Source organism: Vibrio sp. Y2-5 (genome assembly GCF_014596725.1).
GTDB lineage: Bacteria > Pseudomonadota > Gammaproteobacteria > Enterobacterales > Vibrionaceae > Vibrio.
Window position 1 is genome coordinate 720,140 of record NZ_JACVEG010000002.1, and the last position, 18,061, is coordinate 738,200.

Below are 18,061 nucleotides of genomic sequence, written 5' to 3' on the forward strand. Positions count from 1 at the left end.
CATCCATTATTTATCTTTCGTCTATTTATCTTTAAGAATGAGGACGATAAGTTCACTTGGCCCATGTGCGCCATACGCTAAGGTTTGTTGAATATCAGCCGTTTTGGAAGGACCCGATATCAAAAGTGCGTTAGTCGGCATGTTTGCCATCCAGTTTTGTTCTGTCATCACTTCTAGAAAGTGATTGTGTAAGGTCGAGGCGTGCATCACTGCAATATGACATGGCGGAACCAGAGATAATGTTCTTGGCTCGTGTTCACTTGGCCATAAGACGAGAGCCCCTGTGTCAGCAATGCCTGCGAGTACATGCGTGACACCAACGTCCACTTCATGAAACAGCGCCGTTTTCCAGTTTTCAATTTCATTCTGATATTCAATAACATCTAACGCTTTTAAGCCTTGTCTGAAATCGTTAATCCATTCGCCTTTAGTGCCGATGGCTGCTCGCTGCCATCCTTTATCCATCGCTAATGTTTTTAGAGTCGCGCCAATTTCTGAGCTGTCTAGTTGCATAACCTCTGCATGGCTTGCGTTGAGGGCTTGGCAAAATCGCGCCATTTTTTCTTGCTCAGTTTTACTCTTGTCGAATCCCCACGGTTCGAAGGCTATCTCCGCGCTTTGAACTGGAACAGCGTTGGCATTTTTGAGTTTTTTTAAGATGTTATCGCGTGCCGTATTCATTATTTGCCCTCACTACTTTTGTTCTTGGTGCTTCGGTTTTCCAAGCTTTGCTTCTCCTTGAGCAATTGATGCAAGGTTTTGTTCGCAGGTTTTGGTGCGGTTCGGCACTGTGTCCACGCGCCAAGCTTGTTCGGGATAAGTGCTTGTATCTTGGTGGTAAGCCCTGTCGCTGAGTGGTAAAAACTAGGGTGAGTTGCTGCAAAGGCAAAGCTTGTCATCGCGATACTTTCTAGATTGCTGTGAGCGGCATTTTGTCCGTCCATGACCTCGTTACCTGATTTCGCTTCATGCTTTGCTTCTTTGCGCAGGCGTTGCAGCAGTTCAGGTATTGGAATTCTCACTGGGCAAACCTCACCGCACGCACCGCATAAGCTGGATGCGGTAACCAAATCTTGTGTGGCTTCTAAACCTAAGAGATGAGGTGAAATGATTTTGCCGATCGGACCTGGATACACAGTTCCATAAGCGTGCCCACCAATTTTGGTATAAACCGGGCAGTGGTTCATACAGGCTCCACAGCGGATGCATTGCAGCGTCTTGCGCATTTCTTCATCCTGATAAGCCTGACTACGACCGTTATCAAGTAAGACCAAATGCACTTCTCGTGGGCCGTCTTTTTCGCCTTTTTTGCGCGGCGAAGTGATCATATTGAAATAAGTGGTGATCGCCTGACCAGTTGCCGAGCGAGTTAAAGCACTGTAAAGCGGCGGAACATCGGCAAGGTATTCAACAACCTTTTCAATGCCGGTAATGGCAATGTGAACGTTAGGAATGGTGGTCGACATCCGACCGTTACCTTCGTTTTCAACCAAGCACAGCGTACCTGTTTCAGCCACGGCGAAATTAACCCCTGAGAGACCAATATCGGCATCGTGAAACTTTTGACGAAGGCGGGTGCGCCCCGTTTGAATCAGTTCATCAACATCGAGAGTCGGCGTGAAACCATCGAGATTCTTCTCGAAAGTATCACTCACTTCCTGCTTATTCTTATGAATTGCCGGCATGATGATGTGAGAAGGTTTGTCGCCGTCAAGCTGGACAATGTATTCCCCCATATCACTTTCTAAACATTCAATACCGAGTTTTGCCATTTCATGGTTCATCTCGATCTCTTCGCTGACCATCGACTTACCTTTGACGATCATTCTCGCCTGATGGCGTTGTGCTATTTCAGCAATGATGCCATTGGCTTGTTCTGGGTTTTCTGCCCAGTGGACTTGAATACCGTTTTGGGTGCATTTTTGTTCAAGTTGTTCCAGTAATGTCGGTAACTTACTCAGGCAGCGCTGTCGGATAGATTCCGCTAAATCACGAATCGCTTTCTCTTCTTTTACATCCGAAAACGCCGTTTTACGCTTATCTCTCAGATAGTCCATGGCGCCACGGAAATTGGCGCGTAGTTGAGGATCATTTAACGCTGTTTTGGCCTGAATATGAAATTGCTTAGGAGTCTGACTCATGATTGTGCTCCTTTGGTGCGCTCTAATAAGAAACTTGCTAGGTGGCGGCCTTGTAGGGCTTTGCCTTGGTATTGCAAAGCGCCGTTGATATTGAGCAAACATCCCCAATCGGCACTGATTAAAGTATCGGCTTCGGTTTGGCTAATGTGATGGGTTTTATCTTCAACCATGGCTTGAGAAATATTGGGGTGACGGACTGAAAAGGTACCGCCGAATCCACAGCATTCGCTTTCATAGTCCTGCATGCGAAGCTCTACACTCTCAAGCTGATTAAGCAGTTCTGTGGCCGTGACATGGACATTCATTTCACGACGAGCAGCACAGGAGGTATGCATCACCACGGACGTTGGTTCGCCAGTATCCGTCAGCTTGACACGGCAGACATTGACTAAGAATTCGGTCAGTTCGAACACTCTGTCACAGAAGTCGTTAACCTGATCTTGCTGCGAATCTTCTATGAATAAGCGTCGGTAATGATGATGCATCATGCCGCCACAAGAGCCCGATAACACAATCACTGGATAAGGTTCAGGAAACAGCGCGATCTGGCTCAATGCCACTTTCTTGGCTTGGTCATCATAGCCAGAGGTGTAGGCGGGCTGACCGCAGCAGGTCTGTTTTTCAACGAAGATAACTTCAAGACCTTGTTGTTCAAGGAGAGTCATCGCATCAAGCCCTGCTTGAGGGTCAAACAAGTCCACCAGACACGTGGCATAGAAATACACTTTTTGTGGTTTTGCAGGGTAGATACGCATTGCTTCTCCTAACGGGAGTTATTGTAATTATCGTGTTAATTAAATGTGAATCTAGCGCTTTCCTTTTTTTTAATATAGGGAAATAATGAAATTCATTATTTCCAAAAGTGACATAATTTGATGCGTGCAGACGATTTAATCTTGTTTTCCCAAGTGGTTGAATTTGGCAGTTTTAGCAAAGTGGCTGAACAAAATAACCTGACAAATTCGGTAGTTAGCAAAAGAATTGCGCGTTTGGAAGAAGAGCTGAGTGTGCAGCTATTATATCGAACAACGCGTAAATTGACCTTGACTGAAGCGGGTAAGGCTTTGATGTCGAGTGCGAAAAATGTGAAGCAAGCCACTCAGGAAGCGCTGGATGCCGTTGCGGGATTTGGCGAGAACGTCAGTGGGCACATTAAAATGTCCGTTCCTTCTATTTCGGGTGATCTGATACTGGCCGATGCAGTGGCGGAATTCTGCAATATGCATCCGGGGTTAACAGTAGATATGTCGCTCGACAATCGCTTTGTGGATTTAGTGGAAGGCGGTTATGACTTGGTTATCCGCACGGGTTATCTGGACGATTCCAGTTTGATTGCGCGTCATATACTGGATTCGCAATGGGTAGTGTGTGCATCTCCTTCGTACATAGCACGGAACGGTAAACCACTTAAGCCTGAAGATTTGGTCAATCATAATTGTCTGCAATACGCGTATCAGACCACTGGGGCGAGTGACTGGGAGTTTAAGGGCAGCAAAGGCAACTATATCGTTAAAGTCTCTGGCACTTTTTCAACCGATAATGCGACCGCACTGCGTAAAGCAGCGCTTGGAGGCCATGGTATTGCTTATGTGCCGAGGTGCTTGGTCTATCATGATTTTCGTAATGGCGAATTGATTGATATATTTCCTGAGCAGGTGGGCAAAAAGCTTGGTATCTACGCGGTATACCCGTTTACGCGCCAACCGCCGAACAAAGTTCGCTTGTTGATAGAACATATCCGTACTCGCTACTTAGCGATATCTCATTATTTCTAGTCGCTGAACGAATTGTGTTTTTAACTCAATTGATGATTATTTGTCCACTTAACCATTAAGAGGGGCTAAATCACTAAAAAGTCAAAGCTTTACGGCTAAACTTGATATACAAAAGAAGAAATATAAAACCAAAGGAGTGGAGCTATGGCTATTCAACAACTGAACGCAGAACAGCTTTACCATGTAGCAAAGTTAGAACAATTGCCTTGCAAGTCCACCAAAGAACTCCCCCCACTTGATGAAATCGTTGGTCAGGAACGTGCGCAAAAAGCGGTTGAGTTTGCCATGTCGATCAAAGAGAAAGGCTATAACATCTACGCGATTGGTCGTAATGGATTAGGCAAGCGTACTATGATCATGCGTTATCTCAGTCGCCATAAACATGAGACAGATAATCTATATGATTGGTGTTACGTTGCAAACTTCGATGACATTCGTACTCCACGAGTTTTAAAGCTACCACGTGGCGTAGGCAGCGCATTTCGCCAAGACATTGAAAAATTAATGGCCAAGCTGACGAACGGTATGCCGTTGGCTTTTGACAATGAGCTATACATTGGGCGTGCTGAAAAGCTGAAAAATCAGCTCGATCAAAAGCAACAAAGTGAACTTGAAAACATTACGAAATATGCCAAAGAAAAAGGCATAAGCCTAACCATCACCAACCAAGGTGAATACCAGTTCGTTGCTTTGAATGGTGAAGAGCTGCACACCGAAGAATCCTTCGATGCACTGACCAAAAAAGAGCAGGAGCATTTCAGCCAGACCATCGATGAACTAGAGGTTTCGCTACGCAACATGGTGCGTCACTTAACCGAATGGGAAGAGTCGTATACGGAAAAAATCAAAAAGCTGAACGATGACGTAACGCTCGATGTGGTTGCTCATTTCATTAAACAATTGAAGCAAGATTATTCGCAGTATGCCGAGATCAAAAGCTATCTGACAGATCTGCAAAAAGACATTTTGGAAAACGTAGATATCTTTTTGGAAGGCGCAGGAGAGCAGGGTGATATCGCAACGGCAGCGTTAGATAAGAAACTGCCGCGTCGCTATAAAGTGAACGTGTTGGTGAGCCGTTGTACTGATGATTTCCCAATTGTGGTTGAGGAAAACCCGAACTATCACTCTTTGTTTGGGTACATTGAAACCGCAACCTATAAAGGCACCGTATTTACCGATTTTTCATTAATTCGCGCAGGTAGTTTGCATAAAGCGAACGGTGGCGTATTGATGATGGATGCCGTGAAGGTACTAGAACAACCTTACGTATGGGATGGCCTGAAACGCGCGCTACGCTCGCGTCAAATCAGTTTTACATCGCTGGAAAAAGAAGTAACGCTAACGGGTACAGTGTCTCTTGACCCTGAACCGATACCACTGGATGTGAAAATTATTCTGTTTGGTGATTACCGCACTTATGAATTGCTGGCTCATTATGATCCAGAGTTTAGTGAGTTGTTCCGTGTTACGGCTGATTTCGAAGATGAGATGAAGCGTACCGATGATACAGAGCTTCACTATGCGCGTTTTATTTCCAGTATTGTCCATGACAGCAACTTGTTACATTGTGACCGCAAAGCTATCGCGAGAATCATTGAACACAGTTCGCGAATGGCAGGCGATCAGTCAAAGCTATCTCTTCATTCTGCTCATATTGCTAACTTATTGCGTGAGTCAAACTACGTCGCCAAGCAAGCGAACTCGAACATGATTCGCCAAAGTCACGTAGAAGAGGCGCTAAGTAATCAGCAAATGCGCGTAAATCGTTTGCAAGAAAGCGTGATGGAAACTTTCTCAAACGGTACCACGCTTATTCAGACCGAAGGCTCTGCTGTGGGGCAGGTCAATGCTTTATCTGTTCTGGCTACTAAAGATCATATGTTTGGCGCACCAAACCGTATCACAGCAACAACGTCTTACGGTGAGGGAGACATCATTGATATTGAACGTAGTGTAGATCTCGGAGGAAGTATTCACTCGAAAGGGGTGATGATCCTTTCTGCTTATCTGAATTCGGTGTTTGGACGCACGGCTCGAGTGCCGTTAACCACTACCATCACGTTTGAGCAATCCTACGGTGGTGTTGACGGTGACAGCGCGAGTATGGCGGAGTTTTGTGCAATTGTGTCAGCGTTTTCCAAGCAGCCAAATCGCCAAGATATTGCGATTACTGGTTCCATGAACCAATTTGGTGAATCACAACCTATCGGTGGCGTGAACGAGAAAATAGAAGGTTTCTTTGATGTGTGCGGCATTAAAGGACGCAGTCATTCTCAAGGGGTGATCATTCCTCAGGCCAACAAGCACAATCTGATGTTAAGACCGGATGTTGTCAGAGCGGTAGAAAAAGGTGAGTTCAATATCTGGGCGATAAGCCATGTATCTGAAGCGATTGAAATTTTTACTGGTAAAAAAGTGGGTATCGCAACGGAAGATGGTAGTTATCCGGTGGACAGTATTTACGGTCTAGCTCAAGCCAAATTGAATGCTTTAAGAAAGTAGCAGAGTAAGTTGGTTAACCTGAATATAAAGGCCTTCGATTGAAGGCCTTTATCATATGAATTTCTCACTAATGAATCGATGCTGTGTTTTGAGAAATACTTTTCAATAGTTCTACCAGTCGTTCTGTAGTTTGAGCGCCGGACACAAGATGTTTCTGATCGATAATAATGGCAGGGACTGCATGAATACCAGCCTGAAGCCATTGCTGTTCAGTACTTGCCACCGCTTTTGCCCATGATTCATCATGCAATACTTGTCGGCATTCGGCTTCATTCAACCCGGCATCTACCGCTATTTGTATTAACACATTATCATCATCAACCCGTTTTTCTTGGCAGAAATACGCATCGAACAATGCAAGTTCGAGTTCACTTTGTTTGTGATGCTGATTCGCCCACATTAATAGCTGATGAGCTTTTCGCGTGTTGTAGATTCGCATCTCTTCATAGAAGTTGAAATGGAATCCCACTTCTGCTCCTAATTGAGTCAGGGTTTGTCTGGCTTCAATACTCGCTTCTTTAGTCGTGCCATATTTGCGTGCGAGATGATCTCGGAGGTTTTCTCCGCCTTCAGGCATCGTTGGATTGAGCTCGAACGGATGCCAGTGTATTTCCGCTTGAATCTCATTCGATATCAACTTCAAAGCTGCTTGCAGGCGCTTATAACCAATAATGCACCAAGGGCAGACTACATCAGAGACGATATCGATTCTTATGGACCGCATATAATCCTCCATAGTGAGCGAATTGATCACTTATTTATGACAACAAATCCTGATGTCTCGTAAATGAAAACGACGTTACACAGTTAAGTTAAGTATAGGCGTCTATACTGTGCTGAGGTTAAGGATAACCCAACCCAGATTAAATATGTCGATCTACGCCTTTAGTCTCCACCGTTATTTCAGATTCAGAGGTGGATTTCAAATAGATTGAATATTTTATACTCGGTTAAATATCAGGGCTGTTAGCCCTAGCAAGCCGCGCATTCATTTTTAGTTTTCATTCGGCTTGTTGAGTAACAAGGAGTATTTACAATGAGTCTTCATCAGCCAACTGACGTTATATTACACGCATTTGACTGGCCATATGCCCTCGTAGCTGAACGTGCTTCAGCAATATTCGAAGCAGGGTATAAAGCCGTATTGATTTCCCCTCCAATGAAATCCGCGAAAAGCGACCACGGAACAGAGTGGTGGCAACGCTACCAACCACAAGATTACAGAGTCATCGACAATCAACTCGGTGATACTCAGTCATTTAAAGATATGACCAATGCTTTGAAAGCCTTTGGAGTACATGTCTACGCTGATGTTGTCTTCAACCACATGGCCAATGAGTCGAGAAAGCGCCTCGATCTTCAATATCCGAGTGAAGAAGATATGAAACAGTATCGAAAATCTTCTCGCTACTATCAAAAACAAGTGTTGTTCGGTGATTTATCTGAACCTTTGTTTAAAGAAGAAGATTTTGTTGAAGCCTTTGGTATCAAAGACTGGAAAGATAGATGGCAGGTGCAAAATGGTCGTATTACTGGTGGGCCGCATGATCAAGGGCTACCAACCCTAAGAGATTGTCCGCATGTGATAGAGATGCAGCAGACTTATCTAAAAGCACTGAAAGCATTAGGTGTGAAAGGATTCAGGATAGATGCAGCAAAGCACATGTCTATTGAGCATTTGAAGAAAGTCTGGACCGATGAAATCACCCAAGATGTGCATATCTTCGGCGAGATCATTACTGATGGCGGAGCAACCAAAGAAGAATACCAGTTGTTCCTAGAACCTTATTTGGCTGAAACCCAACTAAGTGCTTACGATTTCCCTCTATTTCAGACGGTATTCAATGCACTGCAAAAATCAGGCAGCTTGAAAGCGCTCATTGACCCTTACTGTTTTGGTGACGCTCTTTCTAAGGAACGGGCTATAACCTTTACCGTTACTCATGATATTCCAAACAACGATGTGTTTAAGAACCTAGTCATGGATGAAGCCTTAGAAAGTTTGGCATATAGCTATATTTTAGGGCGTGATGGTGGTGTGCCGTTGATTTACACTGATCTGGATACCAGCCGCATTAAAAGCAAATCGGGTCAGCCTCGTTGGCTTAACGCATGGAACGATCCGAAAATCATCGCGCAAATTGAGTTTCACAATCGTATGCACGGGTTGCCGATGGTGATGCTTGAAGCAAGTGATGATTTACTGGTGTTCAGTCGTGATGAGAAAGGGATCGTTATCATCAATAAATCCGCAAGGCCACAAACAGTGGAGCTTAATTGGAATCATGCGTTACAAGATTTGTTAAGCGATCAAGTATTTGCCAGCAATGGTACGACAGTCGTCGTTGAAGCGTCGCCATTAACTAGTTATATGCTGTGTAAGCCGTGTTCGGAAACGATATAACCTCAAAATTGAAACAAAAAAATGCCGCATTCAAACGGGATGCGGCAATACTATTTAAGCTAGCAGTAGTTTAATAGGGGGTAACTTACTTAACATGAAAAAGTATCTGGTCATCATGCATCTAGTTGGTTAAAAGTCTGCTTGGTTTCTGCCAGCGTTATGTCAGGATTTATCTACGCTTTTACGTAAGCCTTTATTCTCGCTAGACCATCAAATAAAAAATCCCCAGTTGAGCACACTGGGGATTTTTTATTTTTTGAGCCTTTAGGTATTTTATGAAACCTCGTTAGAAGTTTGACGTTGTCAGCATTTAATATTTTCTAGGGGGGAAAATAAAGGAGACATGGTTAAAGTTAGTTGTACAAAACTTAAACAGCAAAGTTGTGAATGATTTTCCTTTAAGCTTTTTAGTGGTTTGTGATGTTAATTCCAACTAGATGTAGTGAATGAAACAGAATATTTTATTTATGACACATCAAATATGCTCAACCACATCCTTCTGCTTTGCGTTATTTCTCGTGGCTAGGCTAATCTCCCAGCCTAAAACGCTTAAGTTACCAAAAACTGATTTACAGCAATTCTTACTTTCAAATAAGACGTACTATGGAATGCAATAAGCTGCGTATTACTTAATGTCGGGATACGCGTTGCAGCTCAGAGTTTTCTATTGCTGCGTAATAAATTGAAAGCGGAACTTGTTATGGAAAATCTTATTCAACGTTTTTTAAGTTATGTCACTTACGATACTCAATCAAAACCCAAAAACCATCACTGCCCAAGTTCTGCGGGGCAAAAAGTGTTTGCCCAAGCTCTTTATGAGGAATTGCTTGAACTAGGCTTGAGTGACGTCTCTATCGATAGTCACAGTTATGTGATGGCGAGACTGAAATCAAATGTCGATTACCCAGTACCAGCTATTGGTTTTATTGCTCACATGGATACAGCGCCTGATGCTTCAGGTAAACATGTGGTTCCACAGATTGTAGAAAACTACCAAGGTGGCGATATTGCGCTCGGTAAAGGCGATGAAGTTCTTTCGCCAATTCAGTATCCTGAACTGCACCAATTGCATGGTAAAAACCTGATCACTACCGACGGCAACACGCTTTTAGGTGCAGACAACAAAGCAGGAATTGCTGAGATCATCACAGCTGTCGAAATGCTGCTTGCTGATCCATCCATTCCCCACGGCGATATCTGTATCGCTTTTACACCAGATGAAGAAATCGGCCGTGGTGCTAACCATTTTGATGTGGAAAAGTTTGGTGCTGAGTGGGCTTATACCATTGATGGTGGTCCTGTCGGAGAGCTGGAATATGAAAACTTTCATGCAGCTACTGCAGAAATCACTTGTCACGGTGTCAGTGTTCACCCTGGTACAGCAAAAGGCAAAATGGTGAATGCAATGCATATTGCTTCCCGCTTCGTTGTTGCGATGCCGGAACAAGAGACGCCACAAAATACCGAAGGCTATGAAGGTTTCTACCATCTCTCTTCCGCTTCAATGGGTATCGCCAAATCACAGTTAAGCTACATTCTTCGTGACTTTGAGCGAGAGGGTTTAGCGGCTCGCAAAGCATTCATGCAACAAAAAGTGGATGAACTGAATAAACAGCTATCAAAAGGCAGTGTTGAACTGGAAATTTACGACAGCTACGCCAACATGAAAGAGATGGTAGAACCTCATCCACATATTATCGAATTGGCAAAAATCTCGATGGAACATTGCGGTGTTGAACCTCTAATTAAACCAATTCGTGGTGGAACCGATGGCGCTCGGCTTTCTTTCATGGGATTACCTTGCCCGAATATATTCACGGGTGGCTATAATTTCCACGGTATCCACGAGTTTATAACTATTGAGGGTATGGAACAGGCGGTTAATGTGATCGTGACCCTAGCTGAGAAAACTGCACGGCACTATAAACAATAAACTGCTTTATCAACGATTTCGGTCGGTTATACTTATTTGAGCGTTGGCAATGATGTGTTTGCCAACGCTTTTTTATATCAATACCGACAGAACTTAGTCTTCATAGGTATTTCAGTAAGTTGATCGGTTGTTTGCAGTAGGAAGAATTATGGAAAAATTTAATGCGGTGGTAGATTTTCTATTCGCGCACAAAATGTTGTTATCCACGCTAATTTTGGTTGTTATATGGCTGGTGCGCCGAGTAGTTCTTTCATATATCCGTGGTGACGTTGCATTTATTAGTGAGAAGCAAAGGAAATGGATGTCGCGTACCAAAAACGGCGCTTTCACTATTATCGTGCTTCTGTTGTTCATGCTTTGGCAGTCAGAGATCAGTGAGTTTGCGTTATCTGTAACGGCTATCGCTGTTGCTATCGTTGTGGCATCAAAGGAAATCATCCTGTGTTTTACAGGTTCTATTCAGCGCGCGAGTTCTCGATCATTTCGCATTGGAGATTGGATTGAAGTGGGTTCAATCAGTGGTGAAGTGATTGAACACAATATGATGGCGACCGTTATTCAAGAGATCGCGTTGCAAAAATCCAATTATCATTACACGGGTAAAACGGCGACCTTACCAAACAGCATGTTCTTTCAGTATCCGGTAAAGAACTTGAACTTTATGAAGCGCTACGTGTTTCATGACATTACTATTGTGGTGCCTGAGTTTGTGAATCTTTTCCCTTTGGTTCCGCAAATACATGAACGGATAGAGGCTCACTTTGCTCACTTTATGGATGTTGCAAGACGCTATAACGCTGTTATCGAAAAACATGCTGGTGTTGACTTGCCGGGCGCAGATCCGCATGTGGAAATCACCAGTACTGCTACTGGTGAGCAAATTGTTCATATAAAAATATTCTGTCCAACTGAACGCGCTACTTATTTGGAGCAGTTAATAAGAGAAGACTTTATGGAACTCTATGAGCAGAAATATCCAAGAGTACCGGTTGAAATGATGGCACAAGCCCATATCCAGATGTGATTGCTATAAAGGTCTGTTTATACAGACCTTTTTCTATTCTAGTACAGAATCACTCAGGAAGGTTTTGTAAAAATTCAAAGGCAATTTCATGGCTTCCCATATCACCTTCGACAAATAGAGATTGCCCTGTAACCATAACGGAAAGGTCGGCCGTTCTAGACGGTGAAGCTGAGATAAGGTCGATGGCTTCAGGATCGAAGCGAACCACTTCCACAGGAAGGTAACCGAATTTACCTTTGTGTTGATTCCACCAAATGTCAGAACGTATTTGATAAGTGTAAACCTTCACCACATCTGCAACACGCGTCGCTTTTTTTACACGGTCCACGTCTGGCTCGCCCAGTTCGATCCACAATTCTGAACGACCTTCTAGATTTTGTTGCCATATATCAGGTTCAGTGGTTGTTGATATGCCTTTGGTGAACTGCAAATCAGGGTGCGCATTTAAACAAAATGCCATGATTCTAGCCATCATGCGTTCATTGGTTTCGGAAGGGTGCAAAGCAACGGTTAAGTTTAGCGAGTCGTAGTAGTCACGATTTAAGTCAGTTAAGGCAATTCGAAACTTATAGATTGTTGGTTTAAGGGCCATATTTTGTTTGTGTTTCCGTCAAATCAGGTTAAGCACAGCAGAACTGCCACCATGCCTTAAATTATCTATGGGCAGTATAAAGTAAGTAATTGAGTTAGCGAAAACTATTCGTTCTCTAAGAGGTTTATTTCTATTCTCTTATGCTTAGTTAATGTGTGATCTATGCAGGACTTTTGCTCTTGAATGGCTTTTATTTTTGGATGTAAGTCATATGTTAACTAAAGTTTACAGGTTGTTAATTTTCATTCGCAACGTCACTAAATAAGGGAATAACAATGAAATATACAATCATACTAACAACGGCAGCGGTACTGGCTTTATCAGCTTGCCAATCGACTAAATCACCAGAAGAAGAGGCTATGCTCTCTAACCTTTGCACTACAGGAGATGCAACAGGTGATATGGTCACTATGGAGAAGTTTAGTGAAGCAGTTATGCAGTGTGGTGGATACGAAGTATTTACAGACAGCATGCTAATTGGCAAAAAATTTAGTTTTGCCTTTAGTAAAAAATCTGGCCCCCGAGAGCTAACATTTAATCCTGATGGAAGTGCTCAGTATCACAAAATAAAGAAAGGGGTATTAGAGAGCGTAAACTGGACGATTACAGATAAAGGAAATCTGCTTCTAACTTGGGAAGATGGCTATAAATGGGAATGGGCTTTAATGTCGGAAAATGGTGGTTTTATGGCTGTTAAAGCTTATGGCTCCGCGGTAGATGGTACTGATGAAGATATATTTTCTATGGTTGTAGCCGTTTCATCCGACTCATGACTTTATAGGTCAGCATGTTTAAAGAAAGAACATCTCTATTCTTCTTAAAAGAAGGCATAAACAAAATAGCCAGCATTACGCTGGCTATTAAACAAGTATGTAGCAATTAAAATTAGATTACTTTAATGCTTTCTGCTTGTGGGCCTTTTTGACCTTGAGTTACAACGAACTCAACTTTTTGGCCTTCTGCTAGAGTGCGGAAGCCTTCGCTTTGAATTGCGCTGAAGTGTGCGAAAACGTCAGGACCGTTTTCTTGCTTGATGAAACCAAAACCTTTTGTTTCGTTGAACCATTTAACGGTACCAGTAACAGGTGTAGACATATTAATTATCCTAAAACATATTTCTTTAAAGCCGATTAGGGCGCTGATAGCGTGGAAAAATAAATTGCTATTGCGTACGACACGACGGGGGAGTTACGAGTAATCCAACGAAACAATGTGTAAACAAAGAACTTCTTTCTAGCTAAGGACGAGTCTAGGCAATTGAATTCACTTGTCAATCGGAACTTGAGGTCTAACGAATCAGTGAAACAAGTTTCAACCAATTTTTTGCACTAAACACCATTTCTTTGCAATTTGAATAACTTTTTGATTGATAACGATTCGACGATTTTATTGACACAGCCAATATTGAGCGCAAAATACACACAACTTTTAAAAGGAGAGTGAGATGAGTAAATCAATCAAAAAATCTCTACCAAACGAAGTTGTTGATACTGAATTTGGTCGAGGTGTTATTAAAGACAACGCATTAAAAGCGGTAGTCACCAGTCAATTATTTAGACAAAGAGTTGAGAAAGCGAAAAAAGGTAAGGGAAGCTTCAACCGCAAAATGAAGCACAAGGGTAAAGAGCCCTATTCAAAAGCTGCTTAATCGCTGTTTTCGAATAGGGCTCTTTTATTACGCTTGTTAACGGCTGAATAGCTATCTGTCTATTTGAGGTGAATAGATGGAGTATGCCGTGATTTGGCCTGCAACAATCGCTGAGAACATGAATAGCGCCGATAAACCGATACTTGGTATCGGAAGAATGGACTGTTCGAATACCGATTGACTAGCGCTAATCAGCACTCGGCTTCCCGGTACTAAGATGATGATACCTTGGACGATATATATCGAACCCGTAAGCTCCATTTTCTTTGCCAGCCAAGTGCCATACAGTGTAATCAGTACAGTCGTTATCCACGTTCCCACAACCCAACCAGCGTCAAAGCCTAGGTAAAATGGCCCCCACATGCCTAATACCGCTACGGGTAAACCAAGCAGAATGTCTTTTGGTCTCGCATTGAAAATAATACCAATTGAGACAGACAGAAGAAACAAGCCAAAGATATGCAGTAACATCGGCACTTCGTTCTTGTAGATGGTTGCAACCGCTTGTCCCCAAATGGCTTCACCAATGTTCAGTCCGATCACAATCCCTACAAATAGCTTTATCAGAGTTAAAGCACTCTGTCCGAGTAAACTGGTGCCAGAAACTAAGTCATTAAAGGCTAAACATTCAAGCGAGTTAGCAATAGATAAGCCGGGGACAAATAAAATTACTGCCGCGACACAGAGTGCCCAGACAGGGATTGGCAAGCCAGTACTGGCTAAAAACGCCACAAATATGCCTGTAAGCATTGAGGCAAGAAACTCCGCCGCAATCGCTCTTCTTGAATGACAGATAAGCTGGCTCAACCAAACAACAAGCCCCAACACTACCGATATAGCGACAGCTTCGAGTGTACTGCCTACCAACATTAAATACGCTGGTGGTATCCCCATGTTCGCTAGAGCGATAATCCATTTTGGATAACCAACAGGCTCTGGCAGTGGTTCACTGCTTGGTTGATTAATTCGGATGATGGTGTTTGCCAGAAGACTCAGGTTAATTGATGCGGGTTTATGACGCTTCATTACCACAGCGTTGTTGTCGTCAGGAAATTGGTAATTAATGGCGGTTGGTGTCGCTTGGATCATTACATCGACACCGTGTTTTTTTGCGTAATATTGGGTGTATTTTTCTACTTTGTACGGTGCACATCCACTACGGTGTAACGTGTCACCAATTTCTACAATTTTGTTAATTCTGTGTTGAGACAACATGGTTTTTGAAAGCTGGAATGAAAGTGGCGTAAAGGTATCAGAGCGTTGCCTAATTGGCGAGAGGTTAGTGATTGTTACAAATAAAAATATAGTGTTTTTAAATTCTATTGAGCCTTTTATTGATATAGCTTATGAGCGCTTAATATTTATTGCTGGAATTAAGTGGCAAATACAAAACTCCGCTATTTGGTTACATTTTGTAATACTTTTTTTGAAAATATTTCCAGTTAAATAAATGTTAATGAATAAGTCTTTTTTCATTCCTTTTCTCGTAAATTCTAGTGCTTATCATTGTTAATAAATATGATGATTTAACGCTTATTTAACAATCTAAATAGTTGTTTAATAAGTATAAGTTTTGTTGATTTTTTAACCTTGAAATAAATAAAAGATGAGCGAAAATGACTGAAAAATTAATTTCCAAAATTGAAAGGATTCATCGCTGTCACTTAACGAGGTAGGCATGTTATGAAACTATTATTGATATTAATGACGTCACTTTCTGCGGGTGTCGCTTCTGCAGCCCATATTCATTCGTTTCTTTTAGGTATGTCTGTTGCTGCTTTGGCTGTAGGCAGCTGTTATTGGTTTGCGTTTAGAAGTACTCGAGTACCTGAGCTGGCTGTTTTCTTATTGGTGTGTGGTTTGCTAGCTAAGCTGACGGTTACTGTGATTGGTGTAATGTGGGGGTTATCAGCGCAACTGATTACGTCGCCTCTCGTGTTCGCACTGTCGTATTTGTTCTTCTCTATTACCGTAACCTACTTGTGGTTCAGTTATCGAGAAAGCATTACAGAGTTACCAAAGAAGTTTCGTAACCGTATGGTGCATTTGTAAAAGCACACTAGATTCTGCATAACCGATTAGATTCTTTGAAGGGGCCGACTGGCCCCTTTTTGCTGCGTGTTGTACGACTATAGTCCTAAAGTGCCCCGTTGTTTTTCCTTATATACTTGTATGTAAATGATGTATGAAGGAATTGTTATGGATATTGCACTGTTTTGGATTGAAAAAAGTATCTTAGTGGCGGGTGTCATCTTTGTTCTCACCAGCATTACGCAATATGGTCGCCGCAGTCACGACTGGAAAGGCATCGCCACTATGTTCTATAAGCGCGTTCCTATGTCGATTTCCGAATATAAATGGTACCGAATAGGCATTGCCCTACTGGTGTGTGCCGTTTTGATACGTATTATTGTGCTTACTCTTTGGCCGTAATCTCTAAATTAATCAATAACTAGTCATCTATTTTTAGCCTTAATCACATTTTTAGGTATACACTTTAGAGAGTCTTATCAAATTAAAGGGAAGGTGATGATATGTCGTTTCCTGTACTCATCTGTGATGATTCAGCTCTTGCTCGAAAGCAGATGGCGCGTTCCCTACCTGCGGCTCTGAATGCAAATATTACGTTTGCTGAGCATGGGCTAGATGCGTTGCAAATCCTGCAGCAACAAACATTCAATCTCATGTTTCTCGATCTGACCATGCCTGAGCTGGATGGCTTTGGCACGTTAGAGGAAATGAAGAGTAGAGGCATCTCTACTCCTGTTGTGGTGGTGTCGGGCGATATTCAGCCCAAAGCGAAAGAACGTGTAATGGCTTTGGGGGCGAAAGCTTTCATTCAAAAGCCAATCGATATCAATGTCCTTAAAGACGTATTGAAAACGCTTGTTGAGCCAGTTTCGGCTCCTAAAATAGTTACTCCGGTTTCGATTGAACTACCCGCACTTCGCCGACGCGATATCTATATGGAAGTGGCTAACGTGGCCATTGGCCGTGCTGCGGATGCACTGGCAAGACACTTTGATGTATTTGTGCGTTTGCCTTTACCCAATGTAAATATCTTTGAAGTTACTGAGCTGCATATGGCACTTCGCGATCTCGCGGATAATGCGCATGTATCGGGCGTATGCCAAGGATTCAGTGGCGAAGGTATCGCTGGTGAAGCGTTAGTGCTTCTTAGTGATACCAGTGTTTCTGATTTGAAAAAACTCATGAAAGTGCCCGCAGAGAGCGAAGACCTAGAAGAGTTGGAACTACTGATGGATGTGTCCAATATCTTAGTAGGTTCATTTCTCAATGGACTTGGAGCTCAGGCGGAAGTGCGTTTTTTCCAAAGCTCGCCAGTACTGCTTGGTCAACACATTACAATTGATTCCGTGATTAGCTCCACGGCGGGATCGTTCAGTAAAACGATGACGTTTGAGGTCAGTTATACGATAGAAGACACTTCGATTCGATGTGATCTACTATTTATGTTTGTTGACGAGTCACTACCGTTACTTGATAGCAAACTTGCCTACTTGATGGAGGATTTCTAATGTTGTCTCTTCCAGCAGAATTTGAACAGTTTCATTGGATGGTCGACATGGTGCAAAACGTCGACATGGGATTAATTGTGATCGATCGCGATTACAACGTTCAGGTGTGGAATGGTTTTATGACACACCATAGTGGCAAAATGGCTCAGGAAGTGATTGGGAAATCTTTGTTTGAGGTATTCCCTGAGATTCCACAAGATTGGTTTCGCCTAAAAACTAAACCCGTTTACGATCTAGGTTGTCGAAGCTTCATCACATGGCAGCAACGTCCGTATTTGTTTAAGTGTCGCAACGTTCGCCCTGTGACACAGCAGGCGGATTTTATGTATCAGAACATAACGTTAAACCCAATGCGTACACCAACGGGTGCGATAAATTCACTGTTTCTTTCTATTCAAGATACAACCGCAGAAGCGTTGGTGGTGCTAAAAGCGCACCAGAGTTGAGCGAGTTTTCGTTAAACATTTGATTGATATCAGCATTGGGAGAGCAGAGAGGGA

General features: G+C 42.8%; 19 protein-coding genes. 12 read left to right on the forward strand and 7 right to left on the reverse strand.

Features of this window, described 5'->3' with window-relative positions; all coding sequences use genetic code 11:
* Window positions 1–21: 21 nt before the first annotated feature.
* Genes HUO09_RS08355 through HUO09_RS08365 form a run of 3 tightly spaced genes read right to left on the reverse strand, consistent with a single transcriptional unit; the run spans window position 22 to window position 2,896 of the window.
* Window positions 22–681, reverse strand: coding sequence for a lactate utilization protein (locus HUO09_RS08355; protein WP_188233638.1), 660 nt, complete (start codon window positions 679–681; stop codon window positions 22–24).
* On the reverse strand, window positions 681–2,141 hold the full coding sequence (locus HUO09_RS08360) for a LutB/LldF family L-lactate oxidation iron-sulfur protein (RefSeq protein WP_188233639.1): 1,461 nt from the start codon (window positions 2,139–2,141) through the stop codon (window positions 681–683). The genes HUO09_RS08355 and HUO09_RS08360 overlap by 1 nt, the downstream gene beginning before the upstream one ends.
* On the reverse strand, window positions 2,138–2,896 hold the full coding sequence (locus tag HUO09_RS08365) for a (Fe-S)-binding protein (protein WP_188233640.1): 759 nt from the start codon (window positions 2,894–2,896) through the stop codon (window positions 2,138–2,140). Before HUO09_RS08365 ends, HUO09_RS08360 begins: the two co-directional genes overlap by 4 nt.
* A gap of 120 nt (window positions 2,897–3,016) precedes the next feature.
* Between HUO09_RS08365 and HUO09_RS08370 the strand changes: the two genes are divergently transcribed.
* Window positions 3,017–3,916, forward strand: coding sequence for a LysR family transcriptional regulator (locus HUO09_RS08370; RefSeq protein WP_167411664.1), 900 nt, complete (start codon window positions 3,017–3,019; stop codon window positions 3,914–3,916).
* 144 nt (window positions 3,917–4,060) lie between these two features.
* On the forward strand, window positions 4,061–6,421 hold the full coding sequence (locus HUO09_RS08375) for a Lon protease family protein (protein ID WP_188233641.1): 2,361 nt from the start codon (window positions 4,061–4,063) through the stop codon (window positions 6,419–6,421).
* A 67-nt stretch (window positions 6,422–6,488) separates the two neighbouring features.
* Here HUO09_RS08375 and HUO09_RS08380 read toward each other — a convergent pair whose 3' ends face one another.
* Complete coding sequence (locus HUO09_RS08380) at window positions 6,489–7,145, reverse strand: DsbA family oxidoreductase (protein WP_188233642.1); 657 nt, start codon at window positions 7,143–7,145, stop codon at window positions 6,489–6,491.
* A 312-nt stretch (window positions 7,146–7,457) separates the two neighbouring features.
* On the opposite strand from HUO09_RS08380, the gene HUO09_RS08385 reads away from it, so the two are divergent.
* The 3 genes from HUO09_RS08385 to HUO09_RS08395 all read left to right on the forward strand — a co-directional run bounded on the left by HUO09_RS08385 (window position 7,458) and on the right by HUO09_RS08395 (window position 11,782).
* Window positions 7,458–8,825, forward strand: coding sequence for an alpha-amylase family protein (locus HUO09_RS08385; RefSeq protein ID WP_188233643.1), 1,368 nt, complete (start codon window positions 7,458–7,460; stop codon window positions 8,823–8,825).
* 700 nt (window positions 8,826–9,525) lie between these two features.
* On the forward strand, window positions 9,526–10,758 hold the full coding sequence (gene pepT, locus HUO09_RS08390; protein ID WP_188233644.1) for a peptidase T: 1,233 nt from the start codon (window positions 9,526–9,528) through the stop codon (window positions 10,756–10,758).
* A gap of 148 nt (window positions 10,759–10,906) precedes the next feature.
* Complete coding sequence (locus tag HUO09_RS08395; protein WP_188233645.1) at window positions 10,907–11,782, forward strand: mechanosensitive ion channel family protein; 876 nt, start codon at window positions 10,907–10,909, stop codon at window positions 11,780–11,782.
* Between the two features lie 49 nt (window positions 11,783–11,831).
* Here the strand turns inward: HUO09_RS08395 and HUO09_RS08400 are convergent, their stop codons facing one another.
* Window positions 11,832–12,374: a YaeQ family protein gene (locus tag HUO09_RS08400; RefSeq protein WP_167411670.1), complete on the reverse strand. Its 543-nt coding sequence runs from the start codon at window positions 12,372–12,374 to the stop codon at window positions 11,832–11,834.
* Window positions 12,375–12,649: 275 nt separating this feature from the next.
* Between HUO09_RS08400 and HUO09_RS08405 the strand changes: the two genes are divergently transcribed.
* Window positions 12,650–13,147 (forward strand): hypothetical protein, encoded by a 498-nt coding sequence (locus tag HUO09_RS08405; RefSeq protein WP_167411671.1) that lies wholly within the window; start codon window positions 12,650–12,652, stop codon window positions 13,145–13,147.
* Between the two features lie 112 nt (window positions 13,148–13,259).
* Here HUO09_RS08405 and HUO09_RS08410 read toward each other — a convergent pair whose 3' ends face one another.
* Window positions 13,260–13,469, reverse strand: coding sequence for a cold-shock protein (locus tag HUO09_RS08410; protein ID WP_042481129.1), 210 nt, complete (start codon window positions 13,467–13,469; stop codon window positions 13,260–13,262).
* 349 nt (window positions 13,470–13,818) lie between these two features.
* Between HUO09_RS08410 and HUO09_RS08415 the strand changes: the two genes are divergently transcribed.
* Complete coding sequence (locus tag HUO09_RS08415; protein WP_042481127.1) at window positions 13,819–14,022, forward strand: alternative ribosome-rescue factor A; 204 nt, start codon at window positions 13,819–13,821, stop codon at window positions 14,020–14,022.
* Window positions 14,023–14,073: 51 nt separating this feature from the next.
* Here HUO09_RS08415 and HUO09_RS08420 read toward each other — a convergent pair whose 3' ends face one another.
* Window positions 14,074–15,237: a threonine/serine exporter family protein gene (locus HUO09_RS08420; RefSeq protein ID WP_188233646.1), complete on the reverse strand. Its 1,164-nt coding sequence runs from the start codon at window positions 15,235–15,237 to the stop codon at window positions 14,074–14,076.
* Between HUO09_RS08420 and HUO09_RS08425 the strand changes: the two genes are divergently transcribed.
* From HUO09_RS08425 to HUO09_RS08445, 5 genes are all read left to right on the forward strand, one after another.
* The gene (locus HUO09_RS08425) at window positions 15,236–15,472 is read left to right on the forward strand and encodes a hypothetical protein (protein ID WP_188233647.1); all 237 of its coding nucleotides are present in this window, start codon (window positions 15,236–15,238) and stop codon (window positions 15,470–15,472) included. The two genes, HUO09_RS08420 and HUO09_RS08425, sit on opposite strands and share 2 nt — an antisense overlap.
* 233 nt (window positions 15,473–15,705) lie before the next feature.
* Window positions 15,706–16,074, forward strand: a complete 369-nt coding sequence (locus HUO09_RS08430) for an NADH:ubiquinone oxidoreductase (RefSeq protein ID WP_167411674.1) — start codon at window positions 15,706–15,708, stop codon at window positions 16,072–16,074.
* A gap of 147 nt (window positions 16,075–16,221) precedes the next feature.
* Complete coding sequence (locus tag HUO09_RS08435) at window positions 16,222–16,455, forward strand: hypothetical protein (RefSeq protein WP_167411675.1); 234 nt, start codon at window positions 16,222–16,224, stop codon at window positions 16,453–16,455.
* Window positions 16,456–16,556: 101 nt separating this feature from the next.
* A complete protein-coding gene (locus HUO09_RS08440) occupies window positions 16,557–17,561 on the forward strand; it encodes a response regulator (protein ID WP_167411676.1) in 1,005 nt (334 codons plus the stop codon).
* Window positions 17,561–18,007, forward strand: a complete 447-nt coding sequence (locus HUO09_RS08445; protein ID WP_167411677.1) for a PAS domain-containing protein — start codon at window positions 17,561–17,563, stop codon at window positions 18,005–18,007. The genes HUO09_RS08440 and HUO09_RS08445 overlap by 1 nt, the downstream gene beginning before the upstream one ends.
* The last annotated feature ends 54 nt before the right edge of the window (window positions 18,008–18,061 follow it).